The 17,248-nt window shown below is 65.0% G+C and carries 18 protein-coding genes; 10 read left to right on the top strand and 8 right to left on the bottom strand.

Translation table 11 applies throughout. The features are described from left to right. Positions 1–35: 35 nt before the first annotated feature. Positions 36–464, bottom strand: a complete 429-nt coding sequence (locus tag NMG10_RS00915; RefSeq protein WP_232855858.1) for a PACE efflux transporter — start codon at positions 462–464, stop codon at positions 36–38. A 100-nt stretch (positions 465–564) separates the two neighbouring features. Here NMG10_RS00915 and NMG10_RS00910 point away from each other — a divergent pair, with 100 nt between their 5' ends. Further along, positions 565–1,443, top strand: a complete 879-nt coding sequence (locus NMG10_RS00910; protein WP_254463495.1) for a LysR family transcriptional regulator — start codon at positions 565–567, stop codon at positions 1,441–1,443. Positions 1,444–1,593: 150 nt separating this feature from the next. Beyond that, positions 1,594–3,480, top strand: a complete 1,887-nt coding sequence (gene mcpA, locus NMG10_RS00905) for a methyl-accepting chemotaxis protein McpA (protein ID WP_203647397.1) — start codon at positions 1,594–1,596, stop codon at positions 3,478–3,480. Positions 3,481–3,522: 42 nt separating this feature from the next. On the opposite strand, the gene NMG10_RS00900 is transcribed toward mcpA, so the two are convergent. The 3 genes from NMG10_RS00900 to NMG10_RS00890 all read right to left on the bottom strand — a co-directional run bounded on the left by NMG10_RS00900 (position 3,523) and on the right by NMG10_RS00890 (position 6,223). Next, positions 3,523–4,587 carry a hypothetical protein gene (locus NMG10_RS00900; protein WP_254463493.1) on the bottom strand — a complete coding sequence of 355 codons (1,065 nt, stop codon included), beginning with the start codon at positions 4,585–4,587 and terminating at the stop codon, positions 3,523–3,525. Between the two features lie 106 nt (positions 4,588–4,693). Continuing rightward, a complete protein-coding gene (locus NMG10_RS00895; RefSeq protein WP_110738477.1) occupies positions 4,694–5,074 on the bottom strand; it encodes a RidA family protein in 381 nt (126 codons plus the stop codon). Positions 5,075–5,086: 12 nt separating this feature from the next. Beyond that, positions 5,087–6,223, bottom strand: coding sequence for an FAD-binding oxidoreductase (locus tag NMG10_RS00890; protein WP_254463492.1), 1,137 nt, complete (start codon positions 6,221–6,223; stop codon positions 5,087–5,089). A 113-nt stretch (positions 6,224–6,336) separates the two neighbouring features. Here NMG10_RS00890 and NMG10_RS00885 point away from each other — a divergent pair, with 113 nt between their 5' ends. Then, on the top strand, positions 6,337–6,939 hold the full coding sequence (locus NMG10_RS00885) for a helix-turn-helix domain-containing protein (RefSeq protein WP_203647400.1): 603 nt from the start codon (positions 6,337–6,339) through the stop codon (positions 6,937–6,939). Positions 6,940–7,199: 260 nt separating this feature from the next. Next, on the top strand, positions 7,200–7,985 hold the full coding sequence (locus tag NMG10_RS00880) for a sulfite exporter TauE/SafE family protein (RefSeq protein ID WP_232855854.1): 786 nt from the start codon (positions 7,200–7,202) through the stop codon (positions 7,983–7,985). A 142-nt stretch (positions 7,986–8,127) separates the two neighbouring features. Here NMG10_RS00880 and NMG10_RS00875 read toward each other — a convergent pair whose 3' ends face one another. Both NMG10_RS00875 and NMG10_RS00870 read right to left on the bottom strand, forming a co-directional pair. Beyond that, positions 8,128–9,177: a DUF1176 domain-containing protein gene (locus NMG10_RS00875; RefSeq protein WP_232855853.1), complete on the bottom strand. Its 1,050-nt coding sequence runs from the start codon at positions 9,175–9,177 to the stop codon at positions 8,128–8,130. Positions 9,178–9,207: 30 nt separating this feature from the next. Next, a complete protein-coding gene (locus tag NMG10_RS00870) occupies positions 9,208–10,248 on the bottom strand; it encodes a DUF1176 domain-containing protein (RefSeq protein WP_254463490.1) in 1,041 nt (346 codons plus the stop codon). 150 nt (positions 10,249–10,398) lie between these two features. Between NMG10_RS00870 and NMG10_RS00865 the strand changes: the two genes are divergently transcribed. Continuing rightward, positions 10,399–10,971 (top strand): biliverdin-producing heme oxygenase, encoded by a 573-nt coding sequence (locus NMG10_RS00865; RefSeq protein ID WP_254463488.1) that lies wholly within the window; start codon positions 10,399–10,401, stop codon positions 10,969–10,971. Between the two features lie 17 nt (positions 10,972–10,988). Here the strand turns inward: NMG10_RS00865 and NMG10_RS00860 are convergent, their stop codons facing one another. Then, positions 10,989–11,360, bottom strand: a complete 372-nt coding sequence (locus tag NMG10_RS00860) for a hypothetical protein (RefSeq protein ID WP_203647404.1) — start codon at positions 11,358–11,360, stop codon at positions 10,989–10,991. A 185-nt stretch (positions 11,361–11,545) separates the two neighbouring features. On the opposite strand from NMG10_RS00860, the gene NMG10_RS00855 reads away from it, so the two are divergent. The 3 genes from NMG10_RS00855 to NMG10_RS00845 are packed head-to-tail and all read left to right on the top strand — an operon-like array spanning position 11,546 to position 12,658. After that, positions 11,546–11,866, top strand: coding sequence for a transcriptional regulator (locus NMG10_RS00855; RefSeq protein WP_203647405.1), 321 nt, complete (start codon positions 11,546–11,548; stop codon positions 11,864–11,866). Further along, positions 11,853–12,173 carry a DNA-binding transcriptional regulator gene (locus tag NMG10_RS00850; protein WP_232855850.1) on the top strand — a complete coding sequence of 107 codons (321 nt, stop codon included), beginning with the start codon at positions 11,853–11,855 and terminating at the stop codon, positions 12,171–12,173. Before NMG10_RS00855 ends, NMG10_RS00850 begins: the two co-directional genes overlap by 14 nt. A gap of 35 nt (positions 12,174–12,208) precedes the next feature. Next, positions 12,209–12,658: a GNAT family N-acetyltransferase gene (locus NMG10_RS00845; RefSeq protein ID WP_254463486.1), complete on the top strand. Its 450-nt coding sequence runs from the start codon at positions 12,209–12,211 to the stop codon at positions 12,656–12,658. Between the two features lie 381 nt (positions 12,659–13,039). On the opposite strand, the gene NMG10_RS00840 is transcribed toward NMG10_RS00845, so the two are convergent. Then, positions 13,040–13,327, bottom strand: a complete 288-nt coding sequence (locus NMG10_RS00840; protein ID WP_254463484.1) for a hypothetical protein — start codon at positions 13,325–13,327, stop codon at positions 13,040–13,042. 583 nt (positions 13,328–13,910) lie between these two features. Between NMG10_RS00840 and NMG10_RS00835 the strand changes: the two genes are divergently transcribed. Next, positions 13,911–15,851, top strand: a complete 1,941-nt coding sequence (locus NMG10_RS00835) for a methyl-accepting chemotaxis protein (protein ID WP_234561545.1) — start codon at positions 13,911–13,913, stop codon at positions 15,849–15,851. Between the two features lie 198 nt (positions 15,852–16,049). Beyond that, positions 16,050–17,243, top strand: coding sequence for an MFS transporter (locus tag NMG10_RS00830; protein ID WP_254463483.1), 1,194 nt, complete (start codon positions 16,050–16,052; stop codon positions 17,241–17,243). Positions 17,244–17,248: the final 5 nt, after the last annotated feature.

The raw sequence follows: 17,248 nt of genomic DNA, 5'->3' as shown, positions 1-17,248 counted from the left end.
CCCTTTCGCGGCACAAGGCCGCTCCTACAGAAGGCTCAGGCCGGCGCCATTGCCGAGGTCGGCAAGCCGAAGATCCGGTCGAACGCCCAGTTGTAGACGAACGTGTAGCACGGCACCAGGATGATGAACGCCAGGTCCACCAGCAACGCCTCCAGCAGGGTCATGTCCAGCCACCAGGCGATCAGCGGGATCAGGTACACCACCAGGGTCAGCTGGAAGCCGATTGCATGCGCCACCCGACGGCCCAGGCTGCGGCCGCGCTTGGCCTGGCGGCTCTCCCAACGCTCGAACAAGGTGTTGTAGATGAGGTTCCAGACCATGGCGATGGTGGTGATCATCACCGCCAGGGGGCCGGTGTGCGAGGCCTGGGTGTCGGACAGGTAGGCCAGGCCCAGGGTCGACATGCACAGGCCGATCAGTTCATAGAAGGTCACGTAGACCAGTTTGCGTTTGATTCCTTGCACAAAGTTACCTTGCTGCGGGGATGACGAAGACGCGCAGAATGAATCAATAAACTTGACAGAAAAAGTCGGCAGCCTTCAGATTTACTGAAAGGAGACTGCCATGAACTTTTCCAGCGACACCATCCTGCTGTTTCTCGCCGTGCTCGACCGCGGCTCGTTTTCCGCCGCCGCGCGGGCCCTCGGGCGGGTACCCTCGGCGGTGAGCATGGCCATCGGCAACCTCGAGGCGGAGCTCGGCTACCCGTTGTTCGAGCGCGGCTCGCGCGAGGCGCGCCCGACCGCCCAGGCCCAGGCCCTGGAACCCCATGCCCGGCTGATCGCCGAACAGCTCGGGCTGCTGGAAGTGCACGCACTGGAACTGTCGCGCGGGCTGGAGAGCAGCCTGGCCATCGCCGTGGTCCCGGATATCGACCAGCGCCCGTTGCTCAACGCCATTACCCGCCTTGGCGAGCGCCATCCGCTGCTGGACATCGAACTGCTCGCCGCGCCCCAGGAGGAGGCCCTGCAATTGCTCGACAGCGGTCGCGCCGGCCTGTGCCTGGCCTTCGCCGGGTTGCAGATGGACCCACGGCGCAGCTTCCAGCACATCGCCATGGAGTCGCTGGTGGCCACGCTGTCGCCGCAGCATCCTGCCCTGCGCGAAGGGCGTATCCGCCACCTTGAAGACCTGGTCAACCTGCGCCAGATCCTGGTGCGCAGCCGCGACCTGCCGCTGTCCGACCCGCGCTCGCTGATCGGCACCTCGCACTGGCGCACCGACAGCCTGGATCTTGCCGTGCAGATGGTCGAGGCGGGCCTGGGCTGGGGCGACCTGCCACTGTCGCGGGTCGCGCCGCTGATCGACGCCGGGCGCCTGGTGCGCCTGGAATTCCACAACACCCGCAACGAACTGCAACTGCCGGTCAATGCCTTCTGGCTGAAGCAGCAACCCCTCGGCCAGGCGGCCAGGGCGCTGGTGAGCCTGTTGGCTTCGAAATGATTTGTCACTCTGTTAGGGCAATTGCGCCAAGCACTGCGACATTTAGTCTTTCAACATTTTTCAGATTCGGCCGATAGCGTTGCAACAGGCTCCGCCATTCGTGCCACAAGCACGCGGCGCCCTCCTTTCACTGGCTCAAGGTCTCGAAACATGAACCTGAAATTCCGCCACAAGATCCTGCTCAGTGCCTGCGCCGTCGTTGTACTGGCCTTTGCGCTGTTCACCCTCTACAACGACTACCTGCAACGCAACACCATCCGCCAGAACATCGAGTCCTCGGTGCGCCAGGCCGGCGCGCAGACCGCCAGCAGCGTGCAGAACTGGATGAGCGGACGCATCCTGGTGCTGGAGAACCTGGCCCAGGACATCGCCCAGCAGGGTGCCGGCAGCAACGTGCCGGGCCTGGTCGACCAACCGTCGTACACCAGCAACTTCCAGTTCACCTACTTCGGCCAGAACACCGGCCTGTTCACCCAGCGCCCCGACGCCAAGATGCCCGATGGCTACGACCCGCGTCAGCGCCCCTGGTACACCCAGGCCGTGGCCGCCAACCAGACCATGCTGACCCCGCCCTACATGGCGGCGGTAGGTGGCCTGGTGGTGACCATCGCCATGCCGGTCAAGGCCAAGGGTAGCGGCGAGCTGATCGGCGTGGTCGGCGGTGACCTGAGCCTGAACACCCTGGTCGACATCATCAACGCCGTCGACTTCGGCGGCATCGGCCACGCCTTCCTGGTCGACCGCAATGGCCAGGTGATCGTCAGCCCGGACAAGGACCGGGTGATGAAGAACCTCAAGGACATCTACCCGGGCTCGCCGCTGCGCGTGGAAACCGGCATCCAGGAAGTGAGCCTCGATGGCAAGGAGCGCATCATCTCCTTCGCCCCGGTCGACGGCCTGCCGTCGGCGCAGTGGTACATCGGCCTGTCGATCGACAAAGAAAAGGCCTACGCCCCGCTGAGCCAGTTCCGCACTTCGGCCATCATCGCCATGCTCATCGCCGTGGCCGTCATCGCCGGCCTGCTGGGCCTGCTGATCCCGGTGCTGATGAGCCCGCTGACCACCATGGGCCGCGCCATGCAGGACATCGCCGAAGGCGAAGGCGACCTGACCCGCCGCCTGGCCGTGCAGCAGAAGGACGAGTTCGGCGAGCTGGCCACCTCGTTCAACCGCTTCGTCGAGCGTATCCATGCCTCGATCAGCGAAGTGTCGTCGGCCACCCGCCTGGTGCATGACCTGTCGGAAAAAGTCGTTGGCGCCTCCAACGCCTCGCTCTCCGGCTCCGAAGAGCAGAGCATGCGCACCAACAGCGTCGCCGCCGCCATCAACGAGCTGGGCGCCGCCACCCAGGAGATCGCCCGCAACGCCGCCGATGCCTCGCAGCATGCCAGCGGCGCCAGCGAGCAGGCCAACGGTGGCCGCCAGGTGGTCGAAGAGGCCATCAGCGCCATGACCGCCCTGTCCGAGCGCATCAGCGAGTCCTGCGAGCAGATCGAGACCCTCAACGCCAGCACCGACGAGATCGGCAAGATCCTCGACGTGATCAAGGGCATCTCCCAGCAGACCAACCTGCTGGCGCTCAACGCCGCCATCGAGGCCGCCCGTGCCGGTGAAGCCGGCCGTGGCTTCGCCGTGGTCGCCGACGAAGTGCGCAACCTGGCCCACCGCACCCAGGAGTCGGCCGAAGAGATCCACCGCATGATCACCAGCCTGCAAGTTGGCTCGCGCGAGGCGGTGCACACCATGAACACCAGCCAGGTCTCCAGCGAAGAGACCGTGCAGGTGGCCAACGAGGCCGGCGAGCGCCTGGCCAGCGTCACCCAGCGCATCGGCGAGATCGACGGCATGAACCAGTCGGTGGCCACTGCCACCGAAGAGCAGACCGCCGTGGTCGAGAGCCTGAATCTGGATATCACCCAGATCAACGCGCTGAACCAGCAAGGGGTGGAGAACCTCAACGAAACCCTGCGCCACTGCGACGCCCTGAGCCAGCAGGCCGGGCGCCTGAAGCAACTGGTCGGCAGCTTCCGCATCTGACCTGCCGCCCGCTCCCGCATGCACTGCGGGAGCGGGCTTGCCTCAGGCCACCACCACCTTCGCCCCCCTGCCCCGCCGCAACCACCCCACCAGCACCGCCGTCATCAGCACGAACCCCAGGTAGCCGAACAGCGGATACACCTGTCCTACCAGGCTGATGAACCCCACCAGGCTGCAGACGAACCCCACCCCACCGGCCACCACCGCCCCCCAGCGAAACTTCACCGTGCCCGCCGGCAGCAATCGCGACAGGAACGAGAACAGCGTCCCCACCGCCGTGTTGGCGATCATCCCGAAGATGATCAGGCACATCACCAGCCCGAGCAGCGGCGACACCTCGCTGGCAATCGACAGCATCGGCATCGGCAGCGCGGCCACGCTTTCCAGGCGCGACAGCAGCCCCGCGCTCATCACCAGCATCAGCCCACCCAGCGCCGCGCCGCCCAGCAGGCCGCCGACCACGGCAACCCGTCCATTGCGTGCCGAGCCGCCGAGGATCGCCAGGATCGGCGCGCCGGCAACGATGTTGTAGGAGACATACAGGAACGCCCCAAGCAACCAGTGATGGGTGCCCGCCTCCTGCTGGCTGGCCACCTGGTCGAGCGCCGCGAAACTTAAGCTGCGGGTACACACCGCATACAGTGCGATGGCCGAGGCCACCAGGATCAGCAACGGGGTGATCGCGCCGATGGCCACCATCACCTTCTGCACATCCAGGCAGACGATGGCCATCACCAGCACGGTAACCAGCACGCTGCCGGCCAGCGCCGGAATGCCGAACTGCTGTTCAAGCAGTGCACCGCCACCGGCGAGCATGACCACGGTCACGCCGAACATGAAGAAGGTGATGAGCCAGTCGACCAGCACGCCCAGGTGGCGACCGCAGATGGCCTGGATCACCTCCTTGTGCGAGGTGGCCTTCAGGCGGTTGCCCAGCCCCGCCAGGGCCATGCCGAGAAACGTGAACAGCGCGGCGCTGACCAGCGCGCCGACCAGTCCCCAGACGCCGAAATCGACGAAGAACAACAGCAGTTCCCGCCCGGACGCAAAGCCCGCCCCCACGATCACGCCGACGAATGCGCCGGCGATCTTCAGCTGCTCTTGCATGTGCACCTCTGGTTTTTATTGTTGTGTCGGGTCGTTGCAGGGGTTGTTGTGGGAGCGGGCTTGCCCCGCGATGGCTGTATCGCGGGACAAGCCCGCTCCCACAGTGTCAGTTGTCCTGACCGATGTAGGCCTGCACCTCGATCTCCACATCCACCCCCAGCGCCAGTGCCGAGGCCACCGTCGAACGCACCGGCAGCGCCGCACCGAAGAACTCCTTGTAGACCTCGTTGAAGCCGGCGAAATGGCTCATGTCCGACAACCACACGGTGCACTTGACCACCTGGTCGAAGCGCGCGCCGCACGCCGCCAGGCTCTCGGCGATACGCTCGCAGGCCGCCCGGGTCTGCGCCTGGATATCGCCACGCACCACCTCGCCGCCCGGGCTCATCGGCACCTGCCCGGACAGGAACAGAAAGCCCCCGGCCTTCACCGCACGGGAGAAGGGAAACGGCAGGCTGCTGGGAAAACGCTGGATCTCATTGCTCATGGGATGCTCCATTCAGGGTTGGATGAAACGTGCCGGGGACAACCGTGCTGGCTCGACCCCCTGGCTGACAAGGCTGGCGCACAGCGGCAGGCCCAGCAACAGGTCGGCCGCCAGGCGCGAAGCCCCGGCGGCGGACTGGATACCGTAGCCGCCCTGGGCGGCCAACCAGAAGAACGCGGGGGAAACCGGGTCGAAGCCGATCACCAGGTCGCCATCGGCGACGAACGATCGCAGCCCCGCCCAGCTGTGGCTGGGCCGGCGGATCTCGAGGGTGGTCATCGCCTCGATGTTGTAGATCCCCAGCGCCAGGTCCAGCTCTTCGGGCGCGGCGTCCTGCGGCTCGACCGGGTCGGCATTGGCGGGCGAGCCCAGCAGTTGGCCGGCGTCGGGCTTGAAGTAGAAGCTCTCGTCGACGCCGATCACTGCCGGCCAACGGGCGAAGTCGTGCTGCGCCGGGCCAGGAAAGGTGAACGCGCTGCGCCGGCACGGCTGCAGGCCGACCTTGCCGATCCCGCACTGCCCGGCCACCTGATCGGCCCAGGCGCCGGCGGCATTGACCAGTTGCCGTGCGCGCAGGCGGCTGCCGTCGGCCAGCTCGACATGCCACAGGTCATCCAGATAGTACGCCTGCACCAGCTCGGCATTGCAGCGCACCTCGCCACCGGCTTGGCGCAGGCCGCGCAGGAAGCCCTGATGCAGGGCGTGCACGTCGAGGTCCATCGCCCCGGTCTCGTGCACGGCGCCGGCCAGCAGTTCGCCGCGCAGGCTCGGCACCAGCTCGAGCGCCGCCGTGCTGTCGAGCAGGCTGACGGCGGTGCCGTTGGCCAGGTTCTGGGCGTAGGTGCTTTCAAGCAGATCGTGCTGCTCATGGCTGGCGACATACAGGCAGCCGCGGGGTTCGAGCAATGGATGCTCGCAGAAGCCCGCCGGCGGCTGCTCGTAGAACGCCCGGCTGGCGCGGGTCAGGGCCTGGATCTGCGGGGTGCCGTAGGCCTCCATGAACATCGTCGCCGAGCGCCCGGTGGCGTGATAGCCCGGCTGCGCCTCGCGTTCGAGCAGCAGCACCTGGCGCTGGCCGGCCAGTCGGTAACCCAGGGAGGCGCCAGCGATGCCGGCGCCAATGATCAGAATATCGTGGACCTGTCCCATGCACGCTCCTGCGGCGCTAATTATCATTTGTGAGAATTCTAATATATGAGAATTTAGAAATACGCAAGGCACCAAGGTAAGATGCCCGACCACAGCATAGCCCGAGAGCCCCGATGCCCGACGCCCCCACCACCCGCACCCCGCTCGACCGCAGTGAAGTCGGCGCGCGCCTGCGCCAGGTGCGCAAGGCCCGGCAGATGACACTCAAGCAGCTGTCGGCGCTCAGCGGCGTACCGCTGTCCACGCTGTCGAAAATGGAGCTGGCGCAGGTCTCGGTAAGCTACGAAAAACTGGCCGCCGCCGCCCGCGCCCTGAACCTGGACATCGCCCAGCTGTTTCGCGCCAGCGGCCCGGTGGGCGCGCCGCAGCCGGCCACCGTGGTAGTCGATTCGCTGGCGGCGGTGGCGGGTTATTCCACCGGCACCTACGACTACTACCCGATCGCCGGCGCCTTCCCCGAGCGACGCATGACCCCGGCCTATGCCCGCATCATCGCCCGTGAACGCGGCCAGTTCGACGATTTTATCCGCCATCCCGGCCAGGAATTCGCCATGGTCATCAGCGGACGCGTGCGCATCGAATTCGAGACCGGCGAGGCGGTCAGCATCGGGCCTCAGGAGACTGCGTATTTCGACAGCCAGGTGGGGCATATCTACCTGTCGGAGAGCGAGGATGGCGGCGATGCGCAGGTGATGGTGGTGATGACTGATCGGTGAAAGGCCAGGGGTTACCCATCCCCTGTAGGAGCGGCCTTGTGCCGCGAACGGGGCGCGGAGCGGCCCCAGGATTTCAGCGTTCAAGCAACAATCGCCAGGACCGCTGCGCAGCCCTTTCGCGGCACAAGGCCGCTCCTACACAAAGCCAGTGAATGAGCCGGGCCAGTTATAACCTAATAACGAACAAGTCTATTTGGCTATAAAAAAATCTATATGCTGGCATCCATCCGATCACGGGCAAGCTGGGCGTCGAGTAGCGTATGGATGTAGGTTCTTTCGGTTTCACCATTGCGGGACTGGTTGTGGGCTTCATCGTCGGCATGACCGGCGTCGGCGGCGGTTCGCTGATGACCCCGATCCTGCTGTGGTTCGGCATCAACCCGGCCACCGCCGTGGGCACCGACCTGCTCTACGCCGCCATCACCAAGGCCAGTGGCGTCTGGGTGCATGGCCGCAACAAGAACATCGACTGGAAGATCACCGGCTGGCTGAGCCTGGGCAGCGTCCCGGCCGCCGCGCTGACCCTGTGGTTCCTCAGCACCCTGCACGCCGACACCTCCGCGCTCAACGCCATCATCAAGCAAGGCCTGGCGGTGGTGCTGATCCTCACCGCCCTGGCGATCCTGTTCAAATCGCGCCTGCAGGCCTTCGCCAGCAAGCATGCCGGCGATCACTACCACCTCAGCGACCGCACCCTGAACCTCCTCACCGTGATCACCGGCGTGGTGCTGGGCGTGATGGTCACCCTCACCTCCATCGGCGCCGGCGCGCTGGGGACCGTGGCGCTGTTCCTGCTGTACCCGTTCCTGGTCACCCGCCGCCTGGTCGGCACCGAGATCGCCCACGCCGTGCCGCTGACCCTGGTGGCGGGCCTGGGGCATGCCGGCATGGGCAACATGGACTGGTCGCTCTTGGGCTACCTGCTGCTGGGTTCGCTGCCGGGGATCTACCTGGGCAGCCACCTGACCGGGCGTATCTCCGACCGTGTGCTGCGGCCTTGCCTGGCGACCATGCTGTTGCTGATCGGCTACAAGCTGGCGTTCTGAGCCGTCCCTCAGACCCTGTAGGAGCGGCCTTGTGCCGCGAAAGGGCTGCGCAGCGGCCCCAGGATTTCAGCATTGACGGAAAAATCGCCGGGGCCGCTACGCGCCCCCTTCGCGGCACAAGGCCGCTCCTACAGGGGACATGTCAACCTAGGCGCCACAGTACCGGCCAGAATTCCGGCTTTACGTATCCACAGCGATCCAGCCGGGCCACCCGCTCCAGGCGCATGCGCTGACCGTCATAGCGCCATTGCTGGACCAGGCCGCAACCGCGCTCCAACAGGCTTTTATCAGTGGCCTGCAATTGGCCACTTTGCGGATCGAACGTCACATGGCCACTGAGCTGCGGTGCCAGTAACGGCGTTGGCGCCTCGAAGGCCATTTCACTGATCTGGTAGGGCGCGGCACGAGACACCCGATACAGGTAATTGGCGCAGAACTCGCCACTGTACCCGACATTGAGAATGACCAGGGCACTGTCAGCGTCCAGCGGGTACACCTCATAGTGGCTAAAGCTGAGGCCCGGCACATCACCTTCGACACCCGCCTGGCGCTTCACCGTCCTGCCGATTTCATGCGCCTGCTCGTCGCTCATGCCAGGCGCGGCGACAAACTGCGGCAACGCCGCCGCGACAGGAGCGTCAGGCACCTCGGCAGCCGGGACGTCGCCCACCCGCACCAGCGCATCGGCATGCCCTACCCGACCCTGGACCGCATCAATGGCCAGCAACGCGCCACTAATCCCCTGCAACGACGCCACCAGCTCGCCATCCTCGGTCAACGAACTCAGGCGATTGCCGTTGCGTATCTGACGGATCAGCGCCAGTGCCGCATCACCTTCGAGCTGCAGGTCGAAATCGTACTCACCTTGGATCCGCCGCCATTGAGCAGACAGTTCCTGACCATCGAGCAACACCTGGTCGGCAAACGCCGGCCCGACACGCAGCGTCAGCTCGAGCTTACCCTGCGGCCCTGCCTCGCGCCGGACGATGGTCTGCAGGCCGCTCATCAGCTCGTCATCGATCGCCAGCAACGCCGTGCAGGCACGGGTGTTATCACAGCCGACCGCCCAGTCCTTGACCTGCCGGTACAGCGGCACCGCCTCGAGCGCTGCCGGGTCGCTTTCGGCCTGCGCGGCCAGTGGTGCCATGAGCGCCAGCAGCAGTGCCGCACGGTGGCGTTTCATCCATTGCATGGTGTTGCCCCTGACATCCCTTTCGCGTTTTCAGCCTTCGCTGCGCCATAGTACCGGCCAAGTGTCAGTGCCCACTTCGGCACACCGGTCCATCCGCGACAACCTGACCAGGCGCATGCGCATGCCGTCGTAGCGCCAGCTTTCCTCGACCCCGCAACTGCCGGGATAGTCGTCCTTGGCATAGCTGTAGAGCTCGCCTTTTTTGGGGTAGAACTCGATGGCGTCGCGCATCCGGCTGATCAGCACCGGGCTGGACGGTGCCTCGAACTCCAGCGGCCCAAGCGCGTAAGGCGCCTCTCGCGACACTTTGTACAACGCGTAGAGGCAATGGAAGTCGTTGCAGTTGTAGCTGAGCAACGCCAGGGCATGCTGGTTGTCCAGGGCATGCAGCTCAAGCTTGGGAGCGACATCGTATTCGTTCTTCAACTGGTCTTCGGCGGCCGCCTTGGCCATCACCACCGGCTTGATGCCCGCCAGTTCCTGCTCGCTAAGGGGCGTGGCTGCCACAAAGGCCGGCCCCTGGGGCTTGGCCGGGGTGGGCAACTGGGCGTCGGCGACGCTGTCACCGGGTCGCATCAGCGCGCTGTAGTGACCGACCCGGCCCTGCACCGCATCCATCAGCAGCAAGGCGGCGCTCAGGCCTTGCAGCGAACTCACGCGCTCCCCTGGCCGGGTGTCGTCCACCAGGCGCTGGCCATTGCGCAATTGCCGCAACACGGCATAGGCATCGGCGCCCTCCAGTTCCAGGGTGGTCTCGACGCCGCGGGTCATGCGCCAGGGTGCGACCAGTAGCTCTCCGTCGAGCAGGGGCTCGCCCGACCAGTCAGTGCTGCCCACCAGGGTCAGGTGCAGGTTACCCCAGGCGCCCGCCTCGCGCTGCACCAGCATGCCCACCCGCATCTTCTCCGGATGATCGGCCAGCACCGCGGTGCAGAAGCGCGTGTTGTCGCAGCCCACCACCCAGTCCTTGATCTCCCGGTACACCGGTACCGGCTCTGGCTCCGCCGCGCCGACCAGGCCGGGTAGCAACGCCAGCCCGAGGGCCAGCCAGTTCCTTGTTGTTGCGCGCATCGTGCTGCATTCCTGTCTTAGCCGTGAAAGCCCCACTCCAGAGGCGGCGCAATGATTCCACAGATCAAATGCCAGGTGCGGAAAATCGGCAGTGGTGGTGGCGCCATGGGATCTGGCAGTATCGGTTGCATCCTGTTCAGAGCCTGCGCCATGTCCGCTACCGTCAGCCCGCTGTTGCTTGCCTTGCGCGAGGGTACCCGCGCCTGCCACGAGGGGCTGGAGGCGCGCCTGCCGTTCTTCAGCGAAGGCTTCGACCGGGCGGCCTATGCGCGCCTGCTTGCGGCTTACCACGGTTTCCATGCGCCGCTCGATACCTTGCTGGCCGAGTACCAGGGCACCGAACGCAACAAGACACCCGCCTTGTCCCGCGACCTGGGCGCCCTGGCCATCGATGTCGAAGCACTGCCGCTGTGCCACGCCCTGCCTTGCATCGACGATGAAGCCTGCGCACTCGGCGTGATGTATGTATTGGAAGGCTCCACCCTGGGTGGCCAGGTGCTCAAGCGGGCCATGGCTGAACGCCTGGGCATCGACGCCGACAGCGGCGGTGCGTTTCTCGACGTCTACGGCGCGCAGACCGGCGCACGCTGGCGCAGCTTCCTCGCTCGACTGGCTGGCGCAGATCCGGAGCCTGCCGCCCAGGCCCGGACGGTAAAGGCAGCGGTCGAGACCTTCACCTGCTTCGAACAATGGCTTGAAGAGCGACGCGTGCTGGCCTGCTGATCCCCCGCGCTGGGGCCTTACCTACGGCACTTGTTCAACAGCGATGTCACCGTGGGCGTCATGCTGATCGCCGCCCCGCACAAACCACCGCATAGCAGCGCGAAGCCCAGCGCCCGCAGCGGGTGCAAGGTATTGAAGAATGCCAGTACCAACAGCATCAGCAACAACGCCAGCGCGTAGCGGATTGACGTTCTTGGAATTGCCACCATCAGCAGGTTGAAGAGCACGAAAGCGTAGAACACCATCATCGTTGCCAAGCCAACGCTGACGCCTCGCGCCATCGGCGGGCCGATATACTGCCGGTACAGATCGAAGCCCAGCCTCAAGAGGAAGGGAAACGCCACACAGGCCAGTGCGTGCAGCAGGAAACGGGAAAGCAACGGCAACATTCGTCCTTGATCCTGGAGCCGGCCATGGGTTGCGCATGGCCGTGAGTGAGGAAAACGGATGCTAATGGCCGGAATGGCCGCCAGCAAGCCACAGTATTGGCCGGCAACCCCTCGTGACAAAGACCTGCTTTTCCAGCTTGGCGCCACACAGCAGAGTCCCTACGTCAAAGACGTAAGGATGCGGTATGCTGACGATCATCGAAGCGCCACTGTTTTCGAAGCTGTGGCCCGACTACTGGACCGCTGACGAACATGGCGCGTTCATGCACCACTTGGCCAACAACCCTGATGGCGGCGCAGTCATCCCCGGCTCCGGTGGCTGCCGCAAGGTACGCTGGCGCATCGAAGGCCAAGGCAAGCGCGGCGCCGTGAGGGTCATCTACACCGCCCAGCTAGACAATGGTGTTCTGGTAGCACTGCTTATCTACGGCAAGAGCGCCACCGAGAGCATACCCGCGCATGTACTGCGCCAGATCGTGAAGGAACTGAACCATGCCCCTGACTGAAAAAGAACTGATGCAGCGCGATGCCAAGCGCAATATCGCAGAGGAGCTGCTTCAGTCCATTCGCGATGTCAAAGCCGGACGATTTGGCGCTGTACACCAGGTCGAGGTGACCGAAGCCGCAGAGGCCCGCAGCAAGACCGGCTTGTCCCAGCTGAAGTTCGCCGAGCTGCTCGGCGTCTCCGTACGTACGTTGCAAGAGTGGGAACAAGGCCGGCGCACGCCTTCGGGAGCTGCACGTACGCTACTGCATATCGCATCTGTACGACCGGATGTGTTTCATGAAATCCTGCAGGATCGCCCCACATAGCAAGGGCGCTGGACAGCCTGATAGCGAGCCCCGACATGAACGTCATTGCCTGTGATCTGCACCACCTGGACGCCGCCGCGGACCTCTTCAACCAGTACCGGATGTTCTACCAGGAGGCGGATGACCTCCCCGCTTCCCGCGCATTCCTCAAGGCCAACCTCGAAACCGGCAACTCGCGTATCTACCTGATGCTGGACGCCGACGGCCAGGCCATCGCTTTTGCCCAGTTGTACCCGGCCACCTGCTCGCTGGCGATGAGGCGCTTCTACTGGCTGTATGACCTGTTCGTTGCCCCGCACACCCGCAGGGGTGGTCATGCCCGTTACCTGATGCAGCAACTGACCGATATTTTCCAGGCCGAGGGCGCGCAGCGGTTGAGCCTGGACACCGCCCGGACCAACCTTGCCGCCCAAGCGCTGTATGAATCGCTGGGGTATGTGGCCGAGCAGGACTTCGTGACCTATCACAAGATGCTCGATTGCTGAGGCTTGTCGGGGTGTTCGGCGGGAGACTGGCAGCGCCTATCAGATCGAGCGCCGCCCGCGCGGCGCATCGCGGCACAAGGCCGCTCCTACATTTGTTGTAACGTGACCATGCCTGATAGGCCATGGTTGTTAGCCTTGTGCGCTCGACGCGATTTTTTGGCGGGCATTGCCGCCGCCCCACTCGTCTCAAGACATGCACCAAGGCGGGCAACCATGGCCTGACAGGTTCGGTACGTTGCAACAAATGTAGGAGCGGCCTTGTGCCGCGATGCGCCGCGCGGGCAGCGCTCGATCTGATAGGCGCTGCAAGGATTGCGGCGGACACCTGGCGGCCCTCATACAGTCAACAACCTTGGCGCCGAAAGTACCTGAGCGACCCGATCAACCCCGCTCTATCCCATCCAGCACAGCCGACGTCAAGGCCAGCCCTTTCTCCAGGGAGTTCTCCGTCGCCACCAGCAGACTGCGCAGTGGTTCGCTGGCTTTTTCCAGGGCCATCGCGTTGGTTTCGTAGGCCGCCTGCAAGGCCGCTACCGCGCACACCAGCGCATCCTCGCCATCAATGCCGGCATGCACCGAGAACATCGGTGGATGGGCGTCGTGGCAAGTGCCGAAATGGGCGTTGGCCGTGGTGGGCCGGGAGGTTCGGGTGTTCGTATCGAGGGTCATGGGCGAACCTCCCGGGGCAAGGGGCGGGGTGGGTCGGGCACGATTTTCAGCATGGTTCAGCACTCCTACATAGCCAGGGGAGCTGCCGATATCCGCTTGCACTCGGAACGATGGAGGCAGCTGTACGTGGGTGTGCAAGACCGTGGATGTAGGAACCCGGCAGGCCCGAAGGCCTCCCACGTACAGCCGCCATTGAGCGACTTGAACCACATCCTCGGGCTTGCACACCCGGTCGTTGAATCAGCAACGACAGGCCGAGACTAAGGAATGCGACTGGCCAGAACAACAGCTGAAAGGCCGTAAAAGCATGCTTGGGAAACGTCCTACGTGAAATAGGGAAAGTCTTAGTAATCCGCTTGAAACAACTGTCTTGGCCTCATCGCGGGGCAAGCCCGCTCCCACGCATCTCCTCCTATTTGCCCTGCTACTTGCCCTGAAAGTCAGGACAATTTCTAATTTTCCTGTACACGAAACATCTACTAAAGGTTTATATTCCGCCCGCCGAAACAGAAAAGGTAGCAAGTGGCCACCACTCCATCGAAGCGGCCATGTACACCCTTCACTCTCACGGATGGGCGTCACCATGAAAATAAAAAACAAACTGATCCTGGCCTTCGTACTGGTGGCCTTCATCCCGGTGGCCCTGGTCGGCGGGATCTCGGTGCTGAACATCCGCAGCGAGGCGGTGGACCAGTTCCTCGACGGCAGTACCCGGGAAATCCGCCAGATCGACGGCAACATGCGCCAGTTCTTCGATGGCACGCTGCAGAACGTCGATCAAATGGCCAAGGATCCTGTATACACCTCGGTTACCTCGCTCAAGGACTACACCGGCGCCGACGCCGCCAACCAGCCGATGCCCGAGGCCGCGCAGCGGGTGATCGACGCCTTCGCCCGCTACGGCACCACCCACCCGGCGGCGGCGATCCTGTCCATCGGCCTCGAGGACGGCAGCTACGCCAAATGGCCGGACGACCCGCAACTGGCCAAGTACGACCCGCGCACCCGCCCCTGGTACAAGGCCGCCATGGCCAGCCCGGACAAGACCGTGCGCACCGCCGCCTATTACTACGACAAGGATGACGTGGCCCTGGTCGGCACCGCCCGGGCGCTGCTCGACGAGGCCGGCAAGGCCAAGGGCGTGTTCGTGGTCAGCGTGTCGCTGAAGAACCTCACCGAGCTGGTCAAGAGCATCAAGCTGGGCGACAGCGGCTATGTGATGCTGATCGAGGACGGCACCGTGCTGGTCGACCCACGCAACGCCAGCCACGGTTTCAAGCAGCTCAAGGACCTCGGCGTACCCTACGCGCAACTGGCCGCCACTTCCCAGGGCTCCACCGACGTGGTTATCGACGGCGTGCGCTACATGGCCAACGTGTGGACCTCGCCAGGCCTTGGCTGGCGCTTCGTCGGCCTGATCGAGTACGACGAGGTGATGGCCGCGGCCACACGCATGACCTATGTCACCGCGTTGATCGTGGTGGTGCTGGCCCTGGTCTTCGCCCTGGTGGCGGCGGCGTTCTCGCGGGTGATCGTCAAGCCGATCGGCCAGGTCAGTATCGGCCTGCAGTCGATCGCCGAGGGTGAAGGCGACCTGCGCCGCGACCTGCAGGTGCAGGGCAAGGACGAAACCGCCGAGCTGGCCGGCTGGTTCAACAAGTTCCTCGCCGCCATCCGCCAGCTGATCCAGCGCATCGGCGCGGCCTCGACCAACCTGCACGAAGCCTCGCGCAGCAACAGCGAAATGGCCGGCAACATGAACGAGGCCGCCGGGCGCCAGCGCGAGGCGGTGGAGCTGGTATCCACCGCGTTCAACGAGATGGTCGCCACCGCCAACGAAGTGGCGCGCTCGTGCAGCAGCGCCGCCGACGCCGCCGAGCACGGCCACCGCCGGGTGGCCGAGGGCAAGCAGCAGATCGAGGCGACCACCGACAACGTCAATCGCCTGGGCCGGCGCCTGAGCGAGTCGTCCCAGGCCATGGTCGAGCTGGAGGAAGGCAGCCGCAGCATCAACCAGATCCTCGGCACCATCCGCGCCATCGCCGAGCAGACCAACCTGCTGGCGCTCAACGCCGCCATCGAGGCCGCCCGGGCCGGCGACCAGGGCCGTGGTTTTGCCGTGGTGGCGGACGAGGTGCGGGCGCTGGCCAAGCGCACCGCCGACTCCACCGGCGAGATCGACCAGTTGCTCAACACCCTCGGCGGCAAGACCCAGGAGGTCTCGCAGAAGATGGAAAGCTGCCTGGACCTGTCGCGCGCCAGCGTGTCGTCGATCGAAAGCGCGCGGGACAGTTTCGAGGGCATCCAGCTCTCGGTAAACGAGATCCGCGACCAGAACCTGCAGATCTCCGCCGCCGCCGAGGAGCAGCACAGCGTGGCCGAGGAGATCAACCGGCATATCCAGCAGATCTACGACGAGGCACGGCTGGTGGAGGGGCTGGCCAGCTCCGCCCAGGCCGACTCCGGCAGGCTGGCGCAGTTGTCGGATGAGCTGAACGGGCTGGTGGGACGCTTCAAGTCGTGACCTTTGGCTTGAGCCTTTACGCGGCCCCTGTAGGAGCGGCCTTGTGCCGCGAAAGGGCCGCAAAGCGGCCCCGGCAATCTGTGCATCAACGCTGAAATCCCGGGGCTGCTCCGCAGCCCTTTCGCGGCACAAGGCCGCTCCTACAGGACTTGCGTATGGCTCGGCTACAGTGAACTCGACGCCACCCTCGAGAGCACCATGCCCAACCACAGCCCCATCCCCCGCAGCGTCTGGGCTTTAGGCTTCGTCTCGTTGCTGATGGACATCTCCTCCGAGATGATCCACGCCCTGCTCCCGCTGTACCTGGTCACCGTGCTCGGCACCTCGGTGCTGGCCGTGGGCCTGATCGAAGGCATCGCCGAGGCGACGGCGGCGATCACCAAGGTGTTCTCCGGCGCCCTCAGCGACCGCTTGGGCAAGCGCAAGCTGCTGACGGTGATCGGCTACGGCCTGGCCGCCGTGACCAAGCCGGTGTTCCCGCTGGCCCCCGGGCTGGAATGGCTGACCGCGGCGCGCTTCGTCGACCGCGTCGGCAAGGGCATCCGCGGCGCGCCTAGGGATGCGCTGATCGCCGATGTCACCCCCGCCGAACTGCGCGGCGCGGCATTCGGCCTGCGCCAGGCGCTGGATACGGTCGGGGCGTTTCTCGGGCCATTGCTGGCGATCCTGTTGATGTGGCTGACCGCCAGCCACTTCCAGACGGTGTTCTGGGTGGCGGTGATTCCGGCGTTCATGGCGCTCTATGTGCTGGTAGCCTTCGTCCGCGAGCCCGAAAAACCGGCTGCGCTCGGCACAGTGGCCATGCCTCTGGCACTTCGCGAACTGGCCCGGCTAGGCAACGGTTACTGGCGTCTGCTCTTCCTGGCCACGCTGTTCACTTTGGCGCGCTTCAGCGAAGCGTTTCTGCTGCTGCGCGGCCAGGCGCTTGGCCTTGCCCCCTTGTGGGCGCCAGCGGTGCTGGTGCTGATGTCGCTGGCCTATTCCCTGTCGGCCTATCCTGCCGGGGCACTCTCCGACAAGGTTGGGCGACGGGGTGTGTTGATGCTCGGGCTGGCCCTGCTGGTGCTGGCCGATCTGCTGCTGGCCTGGTTGCCGGGCCTGTCCGGCCTGGCACTGGGCGTGATCCTGTGGGGGCTGCACATGGGGTTTACCCAAGGCGTGTTCAGCGCCTTGATCGCCGATAGTGCGTCCGAGGACCTGCGCGGGACCGCATTCGGCGTGTTCAATCTGGTAACGGGGGCAGCGTTGCTGGTGGCCAGTGTGCTGGCCGGAGGGCTGTGGGACTGGGTGGGGTATCAGGCGACGTTCATGGCGGGGGGCGTGTTCGCCGCTACCACAATGGCAGGTTTGTGGTTCATGGCTGATCGTGGGAGCGGGCTTGCCCCGCGATGAGGCCG

Origin of the sequence: Pseudomonas sp. DVZ6, assembly GCF_024259445.1 — a bacterium.
Classification (GTDB): Bacteria; Pseudomonadota; Gammaproteobacteria; order Pseudomonadales; family Pseudomonadaceae; genus Aquipseudomonas; species Aquipseudomonas peradeniyensis.
Note: the sequence above shows the minus strand (reverse complement) of the source record. Positions and strands in the feature narration are given on the sequence as shown.